The organism is Flavivirga aquatica, assembly GCF_001747085.1.
Classification (GTDB): Bacteria; Bacteroidota; Bacteroidia; order Flavobacteriales; family Flavobacteriaceae; genus Algibacter_C; species Algibacter_C aquatica.
On sequence record NZ_MDJD01000034.1, the window covers coordinates 339940 to 362331 of the forward strand.

Sequence of the window (22392 nt, forward strand, 5' to 3'; positions counted from 1 at the left end):
ATTAATATGCAGAAACTAATAAAATATATATTCATCTTGGCTATAACTACAAGTTATAGTCAAGAACTGAATTTACCTGTATTTACCCAATATTTGGCGGATAATAACTTTGTGGTTTCTCCAACTTATGCTGGAATTGGTGATAATTTAAGAGTTAGAGTTAATGGTTTATCACAATGGGTTGGTGTAAAGGATGCTCCAGAAAACCAAGCACTTTACGCAGATGTTAGAATTGCTGATCGTACAGGAGTAGGAGTATCTTTATATAATGATAGCAATGGTTTTACGCTTCAAAAAGGAGCTAAAATTTCTTTTGCTCATCACCTTATTTTAGATTATTATTCTAAACAATATTTATCTTTTGGTATCTCTTATAATCATAACAGTTTTAAAATTGATATTAATAAATTTGAAGGGTTAGATCCAGAAAGCGGTATTGAGATACCAGTAGATCAAGCTGTGACTAATGATAGAGCTAATTCAAATAACAATTTTGATGCAGGTTTTTTATATAGAAACAGAGGTTTATTTTTTAGTTTTAATGCTAACAATATTTTAAAAAAGAAAATTGATAGTGATATTAGAAAATTGGAACCTAACTTGATTTTAAATTATCAAATATTTTCTGGAATTACATTTCGTGGGAGATATAATAGAAGAATAGAATTAGAGCCATCTGTTTACTATCAATTATTTAGTAGTGACAACCGTTCAAGTACAGATGTAAACTTTAAGTTTAGAAAGTTTAATAGGTACGAAGATTATTATTGGATGGGAATATCCTACCGTTTTCTAAACGATCAGTTTTTTAGACCTTTAAATATAGGTCCTATGGCTGGTTTTAAGAAACGAGATTTCTATTTTGGTTATGCATATCAAATTACAACTAATGACCTATCAGGCTTTAATTCTGGAACGCATATGCTTACATTAGGGTTCGACTTTTTAGAAAGTATTAGTAATTGTCCATGTACACAAAGTCCTATTCACTAATCATGTTATAAAATCAAGTTTTATTGGTCTCAAAAATAGTTAAAACTATGCACTTTAGTGCATTTAGCTTTAGCTTCTAAAAATCTTTACTTTTGTTTTTATGACAGAAGAAAGATCAAATGATCATAGTGTTTCTTTTTTGACAGAGCATATAGTTTGGAGTACATAATATTGCTATTACGTTTTAAGAGGAGATATTCACACACGACACCGTTACTTACTGATGGAAGATGTTCAGGTTTTAAAAGGAGTGATATCTAAAGATCATGTCCATATGCCCTCTTAAAAAGTGAGTGATTTGGTTAAGAAATTGAAGGGAAGAAGTTCAAGAATTTCCTGAATTACAAAAGAAATATTGGGTAGGCATTTTTGGGGAATAAGATATGGTTGTTTTAGTACTGGTAATATTACCGATAAAATGATTAATGAGTATTTGGAGCATTATCGAAGGCCAGATGATGATGATACAACGAATTTAATAATTGAGAAATGGCCATGGGGAGACTTTAAATCACCAGCCCGAACCTATGGACTTTGATCCATAGTGGTTCAGTTAAATTATTTGTATTAATATAAAACCATACTGAATTCAGGATGTTTTTTTGCTTTTTAATATGTTAATATAATGTTTAAATTGTAATAAAAAGATTATGAATATTTTCAGTTTTACAGCAAATTTTGATAGTGAAGATGCATACGTCAGTTATTAAATAAAAATAAAGCCTTTAAAAAAGAATTGTTAGAGATGACTTTTAATAAAGCAGAAAATTATTTATATTCTTCAGATTATCAAAGCATAGTAGCTAAAAACATTCAACAGAAAGTTTATAATTTTTATCAAAAAACTCATTACCTTATTTAGAAGCCCAAGCAAAAGCTATTTCAGAAATAAAAATAAAATTATTAGAAATGTGGGCTATTTAAAGGAATTTTAATGAGCATAGCAATGTCTATAGATAAAGACTTAAGTAATTTTTTAAATGCATCTTCCAATGAAAAACATAAAGCAAGTGTTAAAGCATTGTACGAATCATTAAAGGTTTTAGATTAAGGGACAACCTTCACCTAATCCTTGTAAGTATGAAATACCATTTGTACAGAAAGTTGAAAAAACAATACTATAACAAAAATATACATTTTGTAAGCCTATCTGTAGGTAAACAAAAGTATCGAAGAGAAAGGTTTAGGTGGTATTTAATTTATTACAGATAATGACTTTAATACATCATTAGTAAGTTGTTATAATATTATGAGAATTTCTCAATTTATTCTTTTAGATCCAAAAAAGACGTATAGTAAAAGCAAATGTATCTCTAGACCCTCAGATGAAAAGTTGATTGAATTATTTAAAGAATTAAATATTTAACATTTTATTAATAGTGGTAAATAGCATTTTTATATTCTTAACTCATAAACAATAACTAATTAATTTAAAAAAATGATAATAAAAGCATCTTTAAAAACAATTGTTTTTTTAGTATTTATAGCAGCTTTAAATGTTAATGCTCAATATATTACTAAAAAATTTACAAAAGTTCAAGAATTATCTGGTATTCAAGAATATTTATACGAACCAAATGGAATGAATATACTGTTAGTTCAAGATAATTCAGCTCCAGTAGTAACCGTTCAAGTTGTTTATCGAGTGGGATCTAAGCATGAAGTTCCAGGTAATACAGGTTCAACACATTTATTAGAGCATTTAAACTTTAAAGGAACGCCTACTTTTAACAAAAAAAATGGAAATGCCATTTTTAATGTTTTGCAGGGTATGGGGGCTCAAATGAATGCGACTACTTGGAATGATAGAACTAATTATTATGAAACCATTCCTAGCGATAAAATAGAAACAGCACTTCATATAGAGTCTGATAGAATGCGTAATTCTTTGCTTTTAAAAGAAGATAAAGATGCAGAAATGACTGTTGTTAGGAATGAATTTGAGCGTGGGGATAATAATCCAAACACTTTATTAAGTAAAGAAATGTGGGCTACAGCTTATATGGCACACCCATATCACCATTCTACTATTGGATGGCGATCTGATATTGAAAATATGCCAATTGAAACGTTACGTAAATTCTATAACACTTATTATTGGCCTAATAATGCAACTTTAACAATTATTGGTGATTTTCAAAAAGATTCTCTTTTTAAATTAATAGATAAGTATTTTGGCAAAATAACAAAGGCTCCGCATAGTTTGCCTCAACCATATACTAAAGAACCAAAACAATCAGGACCTAGAAGGATTGTAATAAAAAAACCAGGGCAACAAGGCATAGTTTCCATAGGTTATAAAATACCAGGTAGATTACATGAAGATTTACCAGCCTTAAATGTTTTAAGTCAAATTATAGGATCAGGAACATCTTCAATAATCAATAAAACATTTGTAGATACAGGTGTAGCTATTTTTGGCTTATCAAGAGCGTCAAACTTTAAAGAGGTAGGCATATTTGAAATATCATTAGGATTTAGTCCAGATAAAGACCATGAAGAGATTAATGATCAAATGATTGAGATGATTAATAAAATAAAAAATGAAGGTGTTTCTCAAGAAGATGTTAATCGTATTGTAGCAAAACTTAATACGCAAACCATTTTGTCTAGAGATGGTTCTGGTAGCATTGCAAGTCAATTAAATGAAGCTATAGCTGGTGGAGATTGGAAAGATTATATTAATGGAAGTGATAGGCTAAGTAAAGTTACTGCAGAAGATGTAAAACGAGTAGCAAATAAGTATTTACAGGAAGACCAAAGTACAACAGGTTATTTTGTACCAAAAATTGCAGGAGGAAATAATCCGTCATCACGAAAAGCTGCTAATTATATAGAAAATAATAACAACAAGTATTTTTATAGAAACCCAGAACATAAAGATGAGAATCATTATAATTCAAATATAGTTTCTCAAAAAGCACTTATAGAAACAGCTTCAGCTTACGAAACAATTAAAGTAACTAACAAAGGTGAAAAATTCACTAGAGAACAAGTTGCAAATATAGACGTAATTACAGCAAAAACTGGTGCTAAAGATTTTTTAACGGTAACCGCTAGTTTTCCAATAGGCGATTATTTAAATACAAAAGGAAACGAAATGGTACCCTCTTTAGCAGTACAAATGCTTAGCAAAGGAACTGTAAGTAATAATAAATTTCAATTTTCTCAAAAGTTAGAAAAACTTGGAGTTTATTTAATAGTTAATGCAGAAACACATAAAGTTAGTATTAAATTTAAATGTCTTAAAAAAGATTTAAATACGGTTATTAATTTGTTAGCAGAAGAATTGCGTAATCCTTTATTTGACGAAAAAGAATTTGAATTATTAAAACAGCAAAATACAGGTAATATGAAACGCGGGTTAACAGACCCTGAAACTCAGGGGGCTATTGCGCTTTCGCAGACTATATACCCTAAAGGGCATCCTAATTATGTTACAGATATTCAAAGCTCTATAGATGATTTAAAGAAAGTGACTTTAAAAGATTTAAAAGCATTTCATAAAAGATATTTCGGATCAGAAGGTATGCATTTAGTTGCTGTAGGAGATGTTGATACTAAAGCTTTGTATTCAGCACTTAAAAAAGCCTTCAAAGGATGGAAAGGTGGTATAAAGACTAAAGCTCAATTTGAAAAACCAAATAAAGTAAACGCTTTAACTAAAGTTGTAACAATACCTCAAAAGCCAAGTGCTGAAATGTATATTGGTCAATACACAGGAATCCAGAGAATGGATAATGATTACTTACCTTTTTATATGGGAACTAGCATTTTAGGTGGTGGTTTTTCTGATAGGTTAATGCAAACTGTTAGAGATAATGATGGGTTAACATATAATATAAGTGCTAGTCATTCTGGACACACATATGCTGGAGGTTATTGGTCTATAAAGGCATCCTTTAATCCAAACCTTTTTCAAAAAGGCTTAGACGCAACGATGGTACAAATTAAAAAATGGGTTGATGGAGGTATTACCAAAGATGAGTTGGCAGCTAAGAAAACAAATATAACAGGAAGTTTTAAAGTTAGTCTTTCAACTACAGGAGGTTTAGCAAGAACTATTTTAAGTTTTGTTGAACGAGGCTTAGAGCCTAGTTATATTGATCAATATTCTAAAGATATAGAAGCTGTAACAGTAAGTCAAGTTAATACAGTTATTAAAAAATATATAGATATAGACAAATTAATCATTATAAAATCTGGTTCGTTGGATGAGAACGGAGCGCTTTTAAAACAATAAATATAAAACTATCTTTCTATAGTATACATCGGCTTTTAGTGTTTTTGAGTTAGTCACTTACTAAACATAATAGAAAGGTAATTGGAAGGGCTGTTTAAAATGGCCCTTCTAATTTATACAAGCTGGTTAATGTTATTAAAAAATTAAAATAAGTAAATATACTTTTAGTTAGGGAACTCTGTTAGTTTCAAATAGAAGGAATTATCTCATATTTATTGAAGTAATTATAATAAATAATAGCATTATTTAAATATTTAAGAAGGATTTAACAGTTTGAAATTAAGGGGAAGTTAGATTTGCAACGTCTTAGTATAAAATGTTACTGTTCATTACATTTATTAAAATTGAAATAAAATGAAGTATATTATAAGGTTATTAATTATTTTATGGGGTATCAACTCATTTTCTCAAATTCTAGAGCCAGTAAAATGGTCTACTGAAGTTAAGAAAATATCTGATGCAGAATATAATTTAATTGCAAAAGCGACTATAGAACCAGGATGGCATTTATACTCTCAAAATGTTCCAGAAGACGGACCTATACCAACAAGTTTTATTTTTGCAGGAAATGCTAATTATTTAAAAAAAGGAAATACAAAAGAAGAGGAAGGACATACTATAGACGATCCAATTTTTGGTATGAGAATTAAGTATTTTGAAAAAAGAGCCTCTTTTAAACAACACGTAAAGTTAAAAACAAAACCGCCATTCAAAGTTAATGCAACAGTCGAGTTTATGGTATGTGATGATTCTAGATGTTTACCTCCAACAGAAGAAGAATTAACATTTGAATTGGAATAATTTATAACCAACAACTATTATAATGAGAAAAAAGTTTATTTTTCTAATAGCTTTAATGGCTTTTACATTAGGCAATTCACAAGTTTTAGAACCCGTTAAGTGGATAACTTCTATTGAAAAAATATCTGAGACAGAGTATAATTTAATTGCAAAAGCTTCTATAGAGACAGGATGGCATCTATACTCTCAAAACGTTCCAGAAGATGGACCTATTCCAACAACATTTACATTTGATGATGCCGAAGGTGCTATTAAAATAGTTGGTAACACTAGTGAGGAAGAAGGTCATACAGTTAAAGATCCTGTTTTTGAGATGGAAATAACTTTTTTTGAAAACAATGCAACTTTTAAACAAAAAGTAAAAGTTTTAGGAGATAAAACACAAGTTAATGCTATAGTAGAGTTTATGGTATGTGACGATACTAGATGTTTGCCACCAACTGAAGTAGATTTGGTGTTTAATTTATCAACTAATAAAAATGCTAATTCTGAAAATAAAAAAGAAGCTTCTGCAGTAACGATTGAAGAAGATACCACAGGTAATTCTTCTTCAAATAATTCTAAAAAAGGACTTTGGGGGATATTTTTTATAGCATTTTTATCTGGTTTTGCAGCTTTATTAACGCCATGCGTTTTCCCAATGATACCAATGACTGTCAGCTTCTTTACAAAACAAAGTAAAAGTAAAGCAGCAGGAATAAGAAATGCCATTATTTATGGGATATCTATTATTGTAATTTATGTAGTATTAGGGATTCTAGTTAGTTTACTATTTGGTGCAGATGCATTAAATGCATTATCAACTAATGTATGGTTTAACATAGCATTCTTTATACTACTAATAGTTTTTGCAGCTTCGTTTTTAGGTGCTTTTGAAATTATGTTACCTAATTCTTGGGCAAATAAAGTAGATTCTCAAGCAGATAGAGGAGGTTTAATAGGAATCTTTTTTATGGCATTAGCCTTGGCAATAGTATCTTTCTCTTGTACAGGACCTATTGTAGGAACGTTACTTGTAGAAGCAGCTTCAGGAGGAAGCCAAATAGGACCAATTGTTGGTATGTTAGGGTTTTCTTTAGCAATAGCTTTACCGTTTGCTTTATTCGCAGCTTTTCCAGGTTGGTTAAATTCACTACCAAAATCTGGTGGATGGTTAAATACTGTCAAAGTAGTATTGGGTTTTTTAGAATTAGCTTTAGCTTTTAAATTCTTATCGAATGCCGATTTAGTATTACAGATGCATTTATTAGAGAGAGAAGTATTTATAGCTATTTGGATTGCTGTTTTTGGAGCGCTAGCTTTTTACCTTTTCGGAAAAATACAATTACCACATGATTCTCCTTTAACGCATATTTCGGTGGGACGCTTAGGTCTTGGTTTATTAGTATTATCTTTTACAATATATATGATTCCGGGGCTTTGGGGGGCACCTTTAAATTTAATTAGTGCTTTTCCGCCACCACAACATTATAGTGAATCTCCTTATGGTGTAGGGTTTACACAATTAGGTTCTGGTTCGGCTTCAACTAATCATGATAACCTTCCAGAGGGAGCTCATTTAATGCCTCCACATGATATTTTAGCTTTTAATGATTACAATAAAGGGTTGGCTTATGCTAAAAAAATAGGTAAACCTGTAATGATAGATTTTACAGGACATGCTTGTGTTAATTGTAGAAAAATGGAGCAAAATGTTTGGGTGAAACCTGAAATTTTAGAAAAGTTAAAAAACGATGTTGTACTCATTTCTTTATATGTAGATGATAAGCGTAAATTGGAAGATAATGAAGTTGTAGATTCAAAATTGAAACCAGGTAAAAAATTAAAATACATTGGACAAAAATGGAGTGAATTACAAACCATTAAATATAAAGCAAATACACAACCCATGTATGTGCTTATGGATCATAATGAAGAAAATCTTATTGATCCAGTAGCTTACACACCAGATGTTCAAGAATATAATACTTGGTTAAAAAATGGTATTAAAAACTTTAAGAAATAACTTTAAAATAATTGCCTCATGAAAAAAATAATATACATATTATCAATTGCCTTAGCGTTTGTATCTTGTAAAAAAGAAGTAACTAAAGATTATGTAACACTATCTGGAACTATAATAAATCAAAATTCAGATTCTTTAGTAGTTGCGCAACGTGGTATAATAAAAACGCTTAAAGTAAATGCAGATGGAACATTTTTAGATACTTTAAAAGTAGAAGCAGGAAGCTATATTCTATTTGATGGCGTAGAGCAAGCCAAATTATATTTAAAGAATGGCTATGATTTGAAAGTAAGTATTGATACTAAAGCTTTTGATGAAACTTTAAAGTTTACAGGAAATGGATCTGAAGCTAATAATTACTTAGCAAAAAAAGGTTTACTATCAGAAAAAATAGTTGATTACGCTGGGATATTAAAGATGGATAAGTTAAGCTTTAATAAAAGAATTGAATCAAATAAAGAAGAGTTCTTAACTTTATTAAAAACTACTAAAAATTTAGATTCAACATTTATCAAAGAAGAAGAAAAACAAGTAGAGATTATTACAAAACAGCTAGGTATGATGTATAGTGAAAAAGAGGCTATATTGGCTTTAAAAGGAAAGGCATCACCTAAGTTTGTTGATTATGAAAATCATGCAGGTGGACTAACTTCTTTAGATGATTTAAAGGAGAAATATGTTTATATAGATTTATGGGCAACATGGTGTGGTCCTTGTAAGGCTGAAATACCTTTTTTGAAAAAAGTAGAAAAAGAATACCATGGAAAAAATATTGAATTTGTAAGTATTTCTATTGACAGAGAAAATGCTTATGAAACTTGGAGAAAAATGGTTACCGATAAAGAATTAACAGGTATTCAATTATATGCTAAAGGAGATAAAACCTTTACAGAAGCCTATAAAGTTACAGGTATTCCTCGATTTATTTTAATAGATCCACAAGGAAATATTGTATCTGCAGATGCGCCAAGACCATCTGATTCTGAATTAATAGACTTATTTAAGGAATTAAGTATTTAATTAATTTATTGAACAAATATGGTTCAATATAATATCATATCATATGAGCGTTAAAAGTCTTTTTAATTTTAACCCTAAAGAAGAAGTATCACATTTAGAACGTTATTTTGAATCATTTCGTAACAACATTGTAGGTGCTGATCAATATTTTACATCACCGTATGGGAGAAAAAAGGTAATTTATGCAGACTGGACAGCTAGCGGAAGACTTTATAGACCTATTGAAGAAAAATTACTTAATGAAATAGGTCCCTATGTAGCTAATACGCATACAGAAACCTCTATAACAGGTTCTGCAATGACCTTAGCTTACCATGATGCTAGAAGTATCATTAAAAAACATGTTAATGCCTCAGCAGATGATGTACTTATTACTGTAGGTACTGGAATGACAGGAGCCATTAATAAGTTTCAAAGGATATTAGGTTTAAAGGTTAATGAAAGCTTGAAGGATTATACAAAAGTTCCTGAAGCTTTAAGACCTATCATTTTTGTTTCTCATATGGAGCACCATTCTAATCAAACATCTTGGTTAGAGACTATTGCTAGAGTTAAGGTGATTCCTTCTAATGAAGAAGGGCTACCATGTATAAAAAAATTAGAAAACTTAATTGAAGAGCACAAAGATTGTCCCATAAAAATTGCAGCAATAACAGGCTGTTCTAATGTAACAGGTATTAGGACTAATTACCAGGAAGTAGCAAGAGTAATGCATAAGAATAATGGGTTATGTTTTGTAGATTTCGCATGTTCGGCACCTTATATAGACATAAATATGCATCCAGAAAGCGAAGATGAATATTTGGATGCCATCACCTTTTCTCCTCATAAGTTTTTGGGTGGACCAGGTTCATCTGGTGTTTTAATTTTTAATAAAAAATTATATAAAAATTTAGTTCCAGATAATCCAGGAGGAGGTACTGTAAGTTATACGAACCCTTGGGGAGATCATGATTATATTGATGATATTGAGACTCGTGAAGATGGTGGAACTCCAGGGTTTTTGCAGGCCATTAGAATAGCATTAGCTATTCAATTGAAAGAGGAAATGGGGGTTCAAAATATTTTAGATAGAGAGCATGAACTTAATAAGGTTGTCTTTGATAGATTGTCTGCAATAGATAATTTACGTATTTTAGCACCAAAGCATACAGATAGGCTAGGGGTCTATTCTTTTTATATTGAAAATGCACATTATAATTTAGTAGTAAAGCTTTTAAATGACCGTTTTGGAGTGCAAACAAGAGGAGGTTGTTCTTGTGCTGGAACCTATGGACATTATTTATTAAATGTAGACCAACCAACATCTAAATCTATTGAAAAGAAAATACTTGAAGGCTGCTTAATTGAGCGTCCAGGTTGGGTACGTATGTCTATTCATCCAACAATAACAAATAATGAAATTAAACTAATTTGTGATGCTATAGAAGCCGTTGCAAAAAATTTTAAAGCTTGGGCTAAAGATTATGAATATAACGCTATTAAAAATGAGTTTATTCATAAAGGAAACCATGATATAGCAAAAGAAATAACTCAAAAATGGTTTAAGTTGTAAAGTTAAAACCATTTTTGAAGTGTTGATTAGTTGTAAAAAACCACCGCGATAGGCGGTGGTTTTTGTTTTAATAGCTTTGGAAAATATAATTATTATTAGAAAATATTTTATTTCTCAATAATTTCCACTTCAAATAATTTATCCCAACGTTTTCCTGTTACAAAAATAGTATTGGTTTTTGGGTTAAACGCTATACCATTTAGAACTTCATCGTTTTCCTTTAAAGGTTTTTCAATTCTTGCTTTTAAAGGAGAGAAATCAATAACACCTACAACAGCACCATTTTTTGGATTTATAATTGCTACTCCGTTTTTTTGATAACGATTTGCATATATTTTTCCATCTATCCATTCCATTTCATTAATACCAACAATTTTACCTTTATTGGTATATACTTGAATAAATTCTTGTTCAGCTAAAGTTTCAGGGTTTAAAAGCCATATTTTTTCAGTACCGTCACTTTTATATATAGTGTTCTCATTATTACATAAACCCCATCCTTCTTTACTATTTCCATATTTAAAACTACTTAGTTTATCAAAAGTATTAACATCATATACAAAACCAGTTCCCTTTTGCCATGTAAGTTGATAAATCTTGTTATTTAAAATAGTAAGCCCTTCACCAAAATATTCATTTGCTAAATCGATGTTTTTAAGAACGGTTCCAGTTTTATAATCAATTTTTCTAAGCTTTGATTCTTTATATTGACCTGTACTTTCATAAAGTGTATCATTAAAAAATTCTATGCCTTGTGTATATGATGTAACATCATGTGGGTACTCATTAATAATTTTATAAGTATAAACTTTAGGAGTTGCATTATTTAGTATAGTTATTGAAGAAGTTGCTATTTGTTTTTCATTATTATAAAATACATTGGCTTCAATAGTATGTTTTCCTAATTTAAAGTTATTTAATTCAGAATTTTCTTTAATAGGATTTCCGTCTAGAGTATAAACAACAGAGTCTATAATGTGGTTTTTTTTGCTTTCTATATTAAGTTTTAAAGCCTCATTATTGGAAATATTGCCCTTTATAGCATTAGTTTTAATAGTGAAATCATTTTTTTTCTTGCTAGAGTTAGAACCGCAAGAAAAAAATAATCCACTTAAAAATATGACTGTTAGATATTTAAATATATTCATGTTAGTTTTTTAATTTAAAGCAAGATATTTATTTAAAATCAGTTTAAAAAATCATTGTGTACATTTTAAAAGATTGTATCTTTGCAGTGGCAAGTCCTACACAACCAGCTCCTGTTGAATCCTCCAGGTCGGGAACGAAGCAAAGGTAAATGGTCGTAGCGGTGTGATGTAGGTAGCTTGCCTTTTTTGAGAAAAACTCAATCCTTTTATAAATAGAAAAGGATTTTAAATATAGAAAAAGATTTGTTGGTATAATTTACACGCAAATCTTTTTTGTTTTATAAGGTTTCACTAAATTCATTATTAATTTTATATTCTAATTATTAAAATATAATATGTCTAAAATTGTATTAATAACTGGAGGTTCTTCTGGTATAGGTAAATCTATTGGTGAGTTTTTAAATGAAAAGGGTTTTATTGTTTATGGTACTAGTAGGAATCCTGATAATTATAAAGAAAGCAAATTTCCCATTTTAGCTTTAGACGTTAAAGATGTTGAATCAATAAACAATACTGTTCATGCTATTATAGAAAAAGAAGCTAGATTAGATATTCTAATAAATAATGCCGGAGCAGGTATAACAGGTCCCATAGAAGAAATACCAGATGTAGAAATTAAAAACAATTTTGAAACAAATTTTTTTGGTCCTATTAATGTGATTAAATCTGTATTACCACAAATGCGTAAACAGCAATCTGGTTTAATTATAAATGTAACTTCTATTGCTGGGTATATGGGATTACCTTATAGAGGTATTTATAGCGCTAGTAAAGGGGCTTTAGAACTGCTTACAGAGGCTTTTAGAATGGAATTAAAGGGCTTTAACATTAAAATGACTAATGTTGCGCCAGGAGATTTTGCTACCAATATCGCAGCAGGGAGATATCATGCTCCACTTCTAGATAATTCAGCTTATAAAAAGCCTTATGGAGATACTTTATCACTTATGGATACTCATGTAGACAATGGCAGCGATCCTAATATTATGGCTGAAGCAATTTATAAAATTATAAATACTAAAAATCCTAAAGGTCATTATAAAGTAGGGGAGTTTATGCAGAAATTTTCTATTGTTTTAAAACGGATATTACCAGATAAAATGTATGAAATGCTTTTGATGAATCACTACAAATTATAAAGTTATAGGCTATTTATTCATGCTTTTTTTGTTTTCAGATGTTGTACGCCTTGCTTTATATGAATAAGCATTGTAATAAAAGTAAAATATAGTAAAGGCATAGTGTATTTATAATTAGTCATACTCAACTGCTGTTCTTCTTATTTTTCGCCTGTAGTCTTTTAATATTTCACCAGTTTCTGCATCTATTATAATATAGCGTTCACCTTTATCTTTTCCTTCTCCGCCTTGCTCATACAAATAATCGTAATAGCTATCTAAGGTTTCTTTACCATCAGGGATTAATTTTATAGACCATTTTGGTTTATTATTTTCTATATATCCCGATAAATTAAAATCGGTAATATTAAAACGTTCTATTTCTTTTTGCTTTATGTTTGGCTATAACTAATGCTTCTTTCCAACAGATGTTATAGTTATTATATATAGTATCTTTTATAATTGATCCTTGTTTGTTGTATTCGATATGTTTATAAATATTGTCTCCATTAACATAAAAAAACTTCATATATTTTATCCCCCCCTTCTTCATAATAACGTATTAGTTTCCTTATTTTTATTATTTTATCATTTATATGTACTCCATCATAAACATATTGATATGTGTATATGTCAGTCTCTTTTATTAATTCTTTATATTTAGATTGGTTCACACTATCTATGATTTTTTGAGACAAAAACCTTTCATTGTTTTTCATTCTAAATATTTCATCATCAAAACAATTGGAATTATAGTTAGAAGCATAGCCCATAAAATTTTTATAGCTTGTACAAGACTCTATTATTAAAAATAGTAGCAGTATAATTAAGTTTTTCATTTTGTATAAGGACTTTTATGTAGCTCTTCCCATTGCCATTTTTCGGTATGATACTTTTCACCTTTATGCTCCCTATAGTCCATATAATTATTGGTTGTTCCTTTTTTATATACTATAGGTTCTGCTGTTTTAAAGGTATGTTCTAACCCTATGCCATGTAATACTTCATGTGCAATGTTTTCTGAGCGTATTTTACCTTCTTGATTTAAAGGCATATATGCTTTACCCTTTTTACTAGGTGATAAACCGGCAGGGTATTTAAAGCTTTCTCCAGTTTTAATACCTGTACCTAATGGTAAATTCCCAAGGTTTACAAAATAGATATCTATGTTATTTGTACTTAATTTACTAAGTTTGTCTTCGTTTTCAGCTAAAATAAAAACGTTTTTATATTACGATTTTGTGCTCTTACGGTTTTTTCTTTGGGTAAGTATATCGCATGGTATTTTACATTTTGAACTTCTAATATATCACTAGTTTTAGCAAAAAAATTATGTTTTAATAAATTTTTCTTTTTGTTTTGTATATCTACAACTTCTGCTATTTTATTAACCATTGTTACATCAATTAATGCTGGATTTAGTGAATGTTCCAAAGATTTTAATATTTTAGAGGCTTCTATTTTAGGAGTTTCATCTCTTAGAAAAAATTTATCATCTCCAAAAATCTCAACAAATACCCACTTTATATGTGCTATTTTAGGCTTTGGGTAAAAAACATTTATAGCGCCTAGAATATCTTTATTGTCGCCTTTTACCAATAATTGTATACCATTAATATTTGTACCAGCATCGTTAATACAAGTTATTTCTACTTCTTTTTGTCCTTTTAAGTTAGTAAGATTAAACGAAAAGTCGGGATGATTATTGAAAACTATTGCCGAATAATTTTCATCTTTTCCAGACCAAATAAGTTTTAACTTTATCGTTTGGCCTTTACGCATGCTTAACCAATGTGGTTCGTAATCTTTACCCTGTAATTTTATCTTTTAATACTTTATGTATGCTTTTAAGTGTGCCTAATTGGTTTTTGTCTACTAATTTTCGTTCTGGGGTTATTTTATGAAACCCAAATTCTCCTTTTCTCCATTTTTCTTTGTCTATGATGTCAAAATCTAATCGGCATTCTTTTTTCTTGGAACCTTCTACTTCTTGAACAGGAGCATGGTATCCTTCTTCTTTATACTCAGAATGATGCCATCTGTATACATTTAAGGCTTTTTTATTTATGCGTTGTATTGCAGATAATATTTTCATTTCCATAAACAGGCTGGTTTCACGTCCGCCTTTATGGTCTTGAAATGTTTTAAAACATTCTCTACTAAATTTTACATGAGTATCTATTAGCTCAACATATCTTATTAAATATCCTGAGGCATCATAAACTTTTAAGGTAAAGAACTTGTATACATCTGTAGGTAATGGGTTTTCTTTACTTCGGTCTTTAAACTGCTCGTCTACCCTTATCATTTCTTCCATAAAGCTAAGCCCAGCTGCATCACTTGGTATTTTAAAGGTTAAACCATTAAAAAAGATATCTGAGGCTGGCTAGCCATTCTTTCTTGTGTCCATTTCGAATTCATAGGATGCTTGAGTAATTTCTGTAGTAAAGCCTAAGTATGTTATTTCGCTTCTCATTTTAGTTCTTGGGGATAGTGAAGAAGTATCTAAATCTATTAATTTTAATTTAAAACTTTGTTTAATAATACATTATTTTGATTGGAAAAGTGTTTTTTATAAAATACCTAAGAGTTTTAATAGTTGTTTTAAATATTTGATTGAAAACTAGGTTTCTGGGGCTTGTATATTCCGTGTAAAAAGACTATGTTTTTGTCATACAAATCTAACAAATAAATATTGGTATTTCTAAATTAATTTCAAATTCGGGGAATGGGAGAAAATCCCTTGCCTTTAGGCGAAGACTTTAGTTTGATTATCTTTGTGATATGTAGCATTATCGTAAAACATTTCATACTGTTTATGATATAAAATATCATTTAGTCTAGAAAACAAAATACCGTAAAAGATTATTAACAGGAGTATTGGCAGAGCGAGTACGTTCCCTTATCCGAGAGGTTTGTAAAGCAAATGAAGTAGAAATAATAAAGGGACATATTTCATCAGATCACGTTCATTTGTTTCTGTTCCTACCCATATTTCAGTAAGTAAGTTGATGAAGTATATAAAAGGGAAAAGTTCAAGGGAAGTGATGTCAGATTTTAACGGGGTATCAAAGATGTATTGGGGGTGTTATTTTTGGGCACGAGGATATTTTGTAGTAAGTTCAGGGACAATATGGAATGTCTAGTTTTGTTGGTACGAATTTATGCGATTGAATTAGATTTGTATTCTGGGAAAAAAGCTTTATGACCAAGAGTTTAAAAAAACTATTGTCGACTTATTAGAATCAGGAAAAACACCTAAAGAACTATTGACTGAATATGGAGTTAGTTTAGCTTCAATAAATAGATGGAGAAACGAATTTAGTAGCACTACAAATAATCGCGAAGATTTATCTGTATTAGAAACTGAAAAGCAAAAAGTTAAAGCTTTAGAAAAAGAGTTGAAAGAAATGAAGTTAGAACGTGATATATTAAAAAAGGCGGTAAGCATCTTTTCCAAGAGCGACAGGTAAGGTATAGTTTTATAAAAACTCATACAGGAGTATTTCCAGTTGAAAAGATGTGTAGTATTATGAATGTTAGTAAAAACTCTTATTATACATGGGTTAGGACTGATAACAAACAAAAAGACTCTTTAATTTATTTAAAGCAAAGAATAACAGGTATTTATAATGATAGCAATCAAGTATATGGAAGCTTACGTGTTCAAAAAATGTTAGAAAGAGAGAATTTGTTTTATAGTAGATCCTATATAGCCTTTTTAATGAAAGAATTAGGTTTAAAAAGTGTGTTAAGTAAAAAGTATAAAGTAATGACTACTAATTCTAATCACGATTTTCCAATAGCGGAAAATATATTAAATAGGGGTTTTACTAGTAGTCAATTAGGCGAAAAATGGGTCTCAGATATTACTTATATTAAAGTAGGAAGCGGGTGGAATTACCTAACAACTATTTTAGATTTAGCGGATAGAAAAATAGTAGCTTGGACTTTAAGTGCAGACATGACTACGAAAAACATGGTTTATAAAGCTTGGGTATTAGCTAGAGAAAAAAGAAAAATAACTAATAACCATATTTTTCATTCAGATAGAGGTGTGCAATATGCATCTAATAAGATGGTTAGTTTATTAAACCTAAGCTCTAAAATAACACAGAGTATGAGTAGGAAAGGAAATTGTTGGGATAATGCTGTATCTGAGTCCTTTTTTAAAACTATAAAATATGAATGTACTAATAGATATAATTTTAAGTCCTATTTACATACTTATCACATTATTAATCAATATATAAACTGGTATAACAATAGCAGAATACATTCTGCCTTAGATTATAAAACTCCAGCAGAAAAAGAACTAGAATTAAGAATTATAAACAATAAAAAAGTAGCATAAAAAATAGTACCAAATTTATTGGGTAGTCCAATAACGGATGAAATGATAATTGAGTATATAGAAAACAAGATGTAGAGGATAAGGATTTTAAAATATCGAGAGAGTAACTTTAACCGCCTTAAGGCGGAATCAAATCTACCGGCTTAAAGACGGTAGTAGTTTAATAAAGATGGTTAAAAAGTGGGTTAGCACTGTAGATTATAAGAAAAAATTAAATACTTAATTTATTAATCGAGGCGAAGTACAATTGTTTTCGAAAAAAAATAAAAAGTCTTTTTTGAGAGTTGTTTGAAATGGATACGGGTGTGCTTTTTTTTAGGTTAACCAATACTCTTTTTTGATGCTAATCCTTTTTCATCTAATCAGAAAGGCGCTAAAGCTGTATTTCTAATATTTGAAATAGAAACTTATTTATTTATTACCCCAAGAAGTTGATTTTCAAAATGAACTGAAAAAATATTTGCATTACTATTCATTATCTTTTTGTTACCATCAATAATAATAGCTTTAGTTATAGGGTGAATAGCAAAAACAGCGATACCTTTTTCTGATGATTTAAATTGATATTCATTAGTAATATCAAATCGATGGCTGTTCATCATCTTTTTTGATTTATCTAAGCCACAACCATCTGTATTTATTATTATAAATTCAATTTCAGGGTACTTTTCCTTTAATTCATTTATTTTATTGTGACTATCTTTAAAATGATCATAATAGTCATGAGACCAAAAACTAACAACTGTAGGTTTATTTATTAGTGAATTAATAGCGAATTCTGTATCGTTATAATTGACAAGTTTAACATTAGGTAACTTTAGACCTTTTCTTAAATTATTTAATGATTTTGTATAGCTAGTCACCTGTTTTTTATCATCTTCATCATTACTTTTATTTAAAAAAGATTTTAAAATAGCATTGTTCTTTTTTTGACTCTTACCATTAGAAAGGTAATTAATAGTGAAGTGATAAAGTAAATGATTTTTAATAGTAACATTTGTTACTAAACTATCTATTAATTTAAGTCTATCTAAATTATAACATAAAGAGTTTCTATTAAAAGCTTCTTGATTAGAATGTACATTATGCCTTTTAAGAGATAAATTACTAAAATTATGTCTTAAAAATGTATTATAATTATAATAGTTGCTTAAAAAAGCATCGTTATAATTGATGTCTTTTCTATAATCATAAAAATCATCTGGTAACGACTTTAAAATATCCGCTTTATTTTTATCATAACGAAAGAATGGATAGACTTCTTTATTTGAGTAGTAACTATAATCTATATTTAGTTGAGCAATTTTTTTAAATAGAGTTGAAGTTTCATATTTTTCTTTAAAAGTTTCAAATATTTTTGTTTTAACATTTTTTAAAGAATCAATATGCTTTTGATATTCAATAGGGTTTAATTGACAAAGTTTTACAATGTATTTTTCTTCCTTTTCATTTGCCAAAAAATCATTAATTAAATAGTTGTTCTTTTTATCACCTTGACCAGTAAATACTAATGAACCATCAAAGTCTAAAGTATTTAATCTGAAAAGAATACTATCTTTTTGTTCAAGTAAAATCATTTGATATTCGCCAGCATGTCTAAATTTATAAATACCCTCTTGCAAATTATCTATTTTATAAAGAAACCTATTTCTTCCATCTAGTTTTATTGTATCAAGAATTGTTTCACCCTTGGATAGTACAACAAAGTTTGTTCCAGGATTAATTATTTCACCTCCTATGTATGCATAATTGATAGCGTTTTTGCTACTATCCTTTTTACAACTAAAAAATGATATAAGAATTAATATAAATGAAAAACAATACTTCATAAATCTCTAAATGTATATTATACAAAAATATATGTTGTATTTATAAAGTGCTGTTAATGCGTTGTTAAATATTATAATTTACTAAGAATGATATATAATGTACTGTTTTGGAGTTATTAAAATGCTTAAAAATAGGTAAACTAAGTTTCGTCTTACCGATTGAATTTTCTACTTTTGCAAAAATTAAAAATATCCTTTATGCTATCAGTTTCAAATCTTTCAGTTCAATTTGGTAAACGTATTCTTTTTGATGAAGTAAATACAACCTTTAATAATGGTAATTGCTATGGTATTATTGGTGCTAATGGTTCTGGGAAGTCCACATTTTTAAAGATTATTTCTGGTAAACAAGAAGCTACTTCTGGACATGTGTCTTTAGAAGCAGGTAAACGTATGTCTGTATTAGAACAGAATCATAATTTGTATGATGAGCATACTGTTTTAGAAACTATCTTAATGGGAAATAAGCCATTATTTGAGATTAAATCTGAAATGGATGCACTTTATGCTGATTATTCCGATGAAAATGCAGATAGAATAGGGGAGCTTCAAGTACAATTTGAAGAAATGAATGGTTGGAATGCAGATAGTGATGCAGCATCCATGTTATCCAATTTAGGCATAAAAGAAGAGCTTCATTATACTTTAATGAAAGATTTAGATGGAAAGCAAAAGGTACGTGTGCTTCTTGCTCAAGCTTTATTTGGTAATCCAGACGTACTCATTATGGATGAGCCTACCAATGATTTAGATTATGAAACTATTTCATGGCTAGAAAACTTTTTAGCTAATTATGATAACTGTGTTATAGTAGTGTCTCATGATCGTCACTTTTTAGATGCTGTTTGTACGCATATTTCTGATATCGATTTTGGAAAAATTAATCATTTTTCAGGGAATTATACTTTTTGGTATGAATCCTCTCAATTAGCAGCAAGACAACATGCCCAACAGAATAAAAAAGCTGAAGAGAAAAAGAAAGAATTAGAAGAATTTATACGTCGTTTTTCTGCCAATGTAGCTAAAAGTAAACAAGCTACTAGTAGAAAGAAAATGATTGATAAATTAAATATTGCAGATATTAGAAGAACAAGTCGTCGTTACCCTGCTATTATTTTTGAGCGTGATAGAGAGGCTGGTGATCAAATATTAAATGTACAGGGATTAGCAGCATCTATAGACGGGGAGGTTTTATTTAAGAATATTGATCTTAATTTAAATAAAGGGGATAAAGTTGTTGTTTTTTCAAGAGATTCTAGAGCAACTAGTGCGTTCTATCAGATATTAAATAATAACGAAAAGGCTGATGCAGGCAAATTTGCATGGGGAGTAACAACAACGCAATCATATTTACCACTAGATAATAGTGCGTTTTTTAATAATGATTTAACCTTGATAGATTGGTTAAGACAATGGGCGCAAACAGAAGAGGAGCGTGAAGAAGTTAATATTCGAGGGTTTTTAGGTAAAATGATTTTTAGTGGAGAAGAAGCTTTTAAGAAATCTTCTGTTTTGTCTGGAGGAGAAAAAGTACGTTGTATGTTATCTCGAATGATGATGACTAGAGCTAATGTTTTACTATTAGATGAGCCAACTAACCATTTAGATCTAGAAAGTATTACGGCTTTTAATAATTCATTAAAAAACTTTAAAGGAACTGTATTATTCACAACTCATGATCATGAGTTTGCGCAAACAGTTGCTAATAGAGTCGTAGAATTAACACCTAATGGTGTAATAGATAGACACACTACTTTCGATGAGTATATGCAAGATTCAAAAGTTAAAGAGTTACGTAATAAAATGTACAATGTAAAGGTTTAAATTATTATTATATTACATATTATATAAAATTTAAAAGCCCTGTGATTGACAGGGCTTTTTGATTATGAGAGGATGTAATTAATATTTACAAGGATATTTTTTTAGTTATTCCTGAAACTTCATTTGATATTTTAACTATATATATGCCTTTAGGTAAACTACTAATGTTTAAGTTAGTTCTATCTTGAAATTCTTGATCAAGTACTTTTGCTCCTAGTAAGTTATACATAGATATTTTAGTTATTCCATCTGACTCAATGTTTAAAATATTTTTAGTTGAATTATGGCTCATTTCTATATTAGCTGAAGGTCCCCAACCAATAATATTGTTAACTTCGTCTCCAATAGGGCCGTTTCCAATAAAATCTGAACTGTTATTGTTTTCAGCGCCATTATTTTTAGTTTGGTCGTTTTTAGATGTAGATCTATTACTAGTACAGTTTCCTAAATCTTTCCATCTACCACAAGCTCCAGGTGTACAGTTGCCTCTTTTCTTAGCTTTCCATCTCCATTTTTTTCCATTATGAGATACTATTGCTTTTAGAGCATATTTAGCGTTAGGGTTCCAAGTAGCACCACAGTTAGTACCACCGCTATTATTTCCACCATTGTTATTTCCGCCGCCGCCGCCAGCTCTTTTCCATGTTCTAACATATTGTACTTCCATAGTAGAAGGAAAACCAGATGGACGTGCGTTTGTTTCTGTAGCTATTCTACCTCCGTTAACATATTCATAGTAAGGCTCACGTAGCCCTAATGAAATAACTAAACGTTGCTTATGTTTTTGAAATCTAGATTCAGAAGCATCTGCAGTTCCTACTAAGTTTCCATCAATATAGAATTTAATGCTGTTTTCTTCCCATAAACATCCATATACATGGAACGCGTTTCTTGGGTCAAAATTAGGTGCTCCATTTGGACCTCCAGTACTTACTCTTCTAGTTGTTCTTTTTTGAGGTCTAGCATCATCTGCTCTAATAATGTTCCAATCTATTATGTTTACGTTTCTTCGACGTTGTTGTATTTCTGGAAAATCTATTTCGTTATACTTTACACGCTGTCCGTTAATAACCATAGTAGATTGCCCTATGCTATAAGTCCAGAAAGCAGGACAAGCACCAGGATGTCTAGGGTTACCTTTCATTTTTATTTCAAAATATCCATACTTAATATCTTTTCTACTACGTATAATACCGGAAGTAAAATAAAGTTGTTTACCAGCTCTTGTGTGTTTATCCCAGTCTATGGTTAAATTTAGGTTTCCACCTCTAACTTTAGTATGTCTAGGTTCCCATGACCAAGGTCCCCAATCGTTTGGATTATGATCCCATTTAGCGGTATCGAGTCCTCCGCTAAATTCATCAGAAAAATCAGGTTGTAATGTCCAGTTTCCAGATATTCCTACAGGATTTTGAGCATAAATTTGAAGTGACAATCCAATAATTAAGAGTATTAAAAATTGAACCTTGTTAATGCCTTGTTTGTTTTTTTTCATTTTTAGT

Annotated in this window: 18 protein-coding genes, 1 other RNA gene and 2 pseudogenes; 12 read left to right on the forward strand and 9 right to left on the reverse strand. The window is 29.7% G+C overall.

Annotated features, from left to right (window positions below; all coding sequences use genetic code 11):
- Positions 1-6: 6 nt before the first annotated feature.
- The 7 genes and pseudogenes from A8C32_RS07670 (at position 7) to A8C32_RS07695 (ending at position 10617) form a co-directional block, all read left to right on the forward strand.
- Positions 7-993 carry a PorP/SprF family type IX secretion system membrane protein gene (locus A8C32_RS07670; protein WP_069829846.1) on the forward strand — a complete coding sequence of 329 codons (987 nt, stop codon included), beginning with the start codon at positions 7-9 and terminating at the stop codon, positions 991-993.
- 100 nt (positions 994-1093) lie between these two features.
- Positions 1094-1531: pseudogene (gene tnpA, locus A8C32_RS19895) on the forward strand (IS200/IS605 family transposase).
- A gap of 900 nt (positions 1532-2431) precedes the next feature.
- Positions 2432-5236, forward strand: coding sequence for a M16 family metallopeptidase (locus A8C32_RS07675; RefSeq protein WP_069829847.1), 2805 nt, complete (start codon positions 2432-2434; stop codon positions 5234-5236).
- A gap of 354 nt (positions 5237-5590) precedes the next feature.
- Positions 5591-6037, forward strand: coding sequence for a protein-disulfide reductase DsbD domain-containing protein (locus tag A8C32_RS07680; protein WP_069829848.1), 447 nt, complete (start codon positions 5591-5593; stop codon positions 6035-6037).
- A 22-nt stretch (positions 6038-6059) separates the two neighbouring features.
- Positions 6060-8042 carry a protein-disulfide reductase DsbD family protein gene (locus tag A8C32_RS07685; protein ID WP_069829849.1) on the forward strand — a complete coding sequence of 661 codons (1983 nt, stop codon included), beginning with the start codon at positions 6060-6062 and terminating at the stop codon, positions 8040-8042.
- An 18-nt stretch (positions 8043-8060) separates the two neighbouring features.
- Positions 8061-9062 (forward strand): TlpA family protein disulfide reductase, encoded by a 1002-nt coding sequence (locus tag A8C32_RS07690; RefSeq protein ID WP_069829850.1) that lies wholly within the window; start codon positions 8061-8063, stop codon positions 9060-9062.
- 43 nt (positions 9063-9105) lie between these two features.
- Positions 9106-10617, forward strand: a complete 1512-nt coding sequence (locus A8C32_RS07695; RefSeq protein ID WP_069829851.1) for an aminotransferase class V-fold PLP-dependent enzyme — start codon at positions 9106-9108, stop codon at positions 10615-10617.
- Between the two features lie 107 nt (positions 10618-10724).
- Here the strand turns inward: A8C32_RS07695 and A8C32_RS07700 are convergent, their stop codons facing one another.
- Positions 10725-11765: a glutaminyl-peptide cyclotransferase gene (locus A8C32_RS07700; RefSeq protein ID WP_069829852.1), complete on the reverse strand. Its 1041-nt coding sequence runs from the start codon at positions 11763-11765 to the stop codon at positions 10725-10727.
- A gap of 87 nt (positions 11766-11852) precedes the next feature.
- Here A8C32_RS07700 and ffs point away from each other — a divergent pair.
- Together ffs and A8C32_RS07710 are read left to right on the forward strand one after the other, a co-directional pair.
- Positions 11853-11951: signal recognition particle sRNA small type (gene ffs / locus A8C32_RS07705), an RNA gene on the forward strand.
- Between the two features lie 149 nt (positions 11952-12100).
- Positions 12101-12904 (forward strand): SDR family oxidoreductase, encoded by an 804-nt coding sequence (locus tag A8C32_RS07710; protein WP_069829853.1) that lies wholly within the window; start codon positions 12101-12103, stop codon positions 12902-12904.
- A gap of 114 nt (positions 12905-13018) precedes the next feature.
- Here the strand turns inward: A8C32_RS07710 and A8C32_RS21345 are convergent, their stop codons facing one another.
- The 6 genes from A8C32_RS21345 to A8C32_RS07730 form a co-directional block, all read right to left on the reverse strand.
- Positions 13019-13279 carry a PepSY domain-containing protein gene (locus tag A8C32_RS21345; protein ID WP_349267238.1) on the reverse strand — a complete coding sequence of 87 codons (261 nt, stop codon included), beginning with the start codon at positions 13277-13279 and terminating at the stop codon, positions 13019-13021.
- The gene (locus A8C32_RS20560) at positions 13251-13412 is read right to left on the reverse strand and encodes a hypothetical protein (protein WP_165605808.1); all 162 of its coding nucleotides are present in this window, start codon (positions 13410-13412) and stop codon (positions 13251-13253) included. The genes A8C32_RS21345 and A8C32_RS20560 overlap by 29 nt, the downstream gene beginning before the upstream one ends.
- Positions 13393-13722, reverse strand: a complete 330-nt coding sequence (locus A8C32_RS07715; RefSeq protein ID WP_123803352.1) for a hypothetical protein — start codon at positions 13720-13722, stop codon at positions 13393-13395. Before A8C32_RS07715 ends, A8C32_RS20560 begins: the two co-directional genes overlap by 20 nt.
- Positions 13719-13937, reverse strand: a complete 219-nt coding sequence (locus A8C32_RS07720) for a zinc metalloprotease (RefSeq protein WP_069829855.1) — start codon at positions 13935-13937, stop codon at positions 13719-13721. The genes A8C32_RS07715 and A8C32_RS07720 overlap by 4 nt, the downstream gene beginning before the upstream one ends.
- 155 nt (positions 13938-14092) lie before the next feature.
- Positions 14093-14665, reverse strand: a complete 573-nt coding sequence (locus A8C32_RS07725; RefSeq protein WP_069829856.1) for a hypothetical protein — start codon at positions 14663-14665, stop codon at positions 14093-14095.
- Positions 14666-14690: 25 nt separating this feature from the next.
- On the reverse strand, positions 14691-15200 hold the full coding sequence (locus A8C32_RS07730) for a hypothetical protein (RefSeq protein WP_069829857.1): 510 nt from the start codon (positions 15198-15200) through the stop codon (positions 14691-14693).
- A 542-nt stretch (positions 15201-15742) separates the two neighbouring features.
- On the opposite strand from A8C32_RS07730, the pseudogene tnpA (A8C32_RS21455) reads away from it, so the two are divergent.
- A pseudogene (gene tnpA, locus A8C32_RS21455) lies at positions 15743-16029 on the forward strand (IS200/IS605 family transposase); the annotation flags it as partial.
- A gap of 42 nt (positions 16030-16071) precedes the next feature.
- Positions 16072-17237 (forward strand): IS3 family transposase gene (locus A8C32_RS07745; protein ID WP_093455612.1). Its coding sequence is split into 2 segments (ribosomal slippage): positions 16072-16315 and positions 16315-17237, totalling 1167 coding nucleotides; the frame shifts between segments, so codons are not numbered across the junction.
- Between the two features lie 407 nt (positions 17238-17644).
- Here A8C32_RS07745 and A8C32_RS07750 read toward each other — a convergent pair.
- Positions 17645-19066, reverse strand: a complete 1422-nt coding sequence (locus A8C32_RS07750) for a TlpA family protein disulfide reductase (protein ID WP_083253286.1) — start codon at positions 19064-19066, stop codon at positions 17645-17647.
- Positions 19067-19264: 198 nt separating this feature from the next.
- Between A8C32_RS07750 and A8C32_RS07755 the strand changes: the two genes are divergently transcribed.
- Positions 19265-20890 carry an ABC-F family ATP-binding cassette domain-containing protein gene (locus A8C32_RS07755; protein WP_069829859.1) on the forward strand — a complete coding sequence of 542 codons (1626 nt, stop codon included), beginning with the start codon at positions 19265-19267 and terminating at the stop codon, positions 20888-20890.
- Positions 20891-20975: 85 nt separating this feature from the next.
- Here the strand turns inward: A8C32_RS07755 and A8C32_RS07760 are convergent, their stop codons facing one another.
- Positions 20976-22385, reverse strand: coding sequence for a T9SS type A sorting domain-containing protein (locus tag A8C32_RS07760; RefSeq protein WP_069829860.1), 1410 nt, complete (start codon positions 22383-22385; stop codon positions 20976-20978).
- Positions 22386-22392: the final 7 nt, after the last annotated feature.

Bases quoted from the DNA above. Each gene is read 5' to 3' on its own strand.
- A8C32_RS07670 (WP_069829846.1), top strand. From the start codon at position 7: ATGCAGAAACTAATAAAATATATATTCATCTTGGCTATAACTACAAGT.
- A8C32_RS07675 (WP_069829847.1), top strand. From the start codon at position 2,432: ATGATAATAAAAGCATCTTTAAAAACAATTGTTTTTTTAGTATTTATA.
- A8C32_RS07680 (WP_069829848.1), top strand. From the start codon at position 5,591: ATGAAGTATATTATAAGGTTATTAATTATTTTATGGGGTATCAACTCA.
- A8C32_RS07685 (WP_069829849.1), top strand. From the start codon at position 6,060: ATGAGAAAAAAGTTTATTTTTCTAATAGCTTTAATGGCTTTTACATTA.
- A8C32_RS07690 (WP_069829850.1), top strand. From the start codon at position 8,061: ATGAAAAAAATAATATACATATTATCAATTGCCTTAGCGTTTGTATCT.
- A8C32_RS07695 (WP_069829851.1), top strand. From the start codon at position 9,106: ATGAGCGTTAAAAGTCTTTTTAATTTTAACCCTAAAGAAGAAGTATCA.
- A8C32_RS07700 (WP_069829852.1), bottom strand. From the start codon at position 11,765: ATGAATATATTTAAATATCTAACAGTCATATTTTTAAGTGGATTATTT.
- A8C32_RS07710 (WP_069829853.1), top strand. From the start codon at position 12,101: ATGTCTAAAATTGTATTAATAACTGGAGGTTCTTCTGGTATAGGTAAA.
- A8C32_RS20560 (WP_165605808.1), bottom strand. From the start codon at position 13,412: ATGAAGTTTTTTTATGTTAATGGAGACAATATTTATAAACATATCGAA.
- A8C32_RS07715 (WP_123803352.1), bottom strand. From the start codon at position 13,722: ATGAAAAACTTAATTATACTGCTACTATTTTTAATAATAGAGTCTTGT.
- A8C32_RS07720 (WP_069829855.1), bottom strand. From the start codon at position 13,937: ATGCCTTTAAATCAAGAAGGTAAAATACGCTCAGAAAACATTGCACAT.
- A8C32_RS07725 (WP_069829856.1), bottom strand. From the start codon at position 14,665: ATGCGTAAAGGCCAAACGATAAAGTTAAAACTTATTTGGTCTGGAAAA.
- A8C32_RS07730 (WP_069829857.1), bottom strand. From the start codon at position 15,200: ATGGAAGAAATGATAAGGGTAGACGAGCAGTTTAAAGACCGAAGTAAA.
- A8C32_RS07750 (WP_083253286.1), bottom strand. From the start codon at position 19,066: ATGAAGTATTGTTTTTCATTTATATTAATTCTTATATCATTTTTTAGT.
- A8C32_RS07755 (WP_069829859.1), top strand. From the start codon at position 19,265: ATGCTATCAGTTTCAAATCTTTCAGTTCAATTTGGTAAACGTATTCTT.
- A8C32_RS07760 (WP_069829860.1), bottom strand. From the start codon at position 22,385: ATGAAAAAAAACAAACAAGGCATTAACAAGGTTCAATTTTTAATACTC.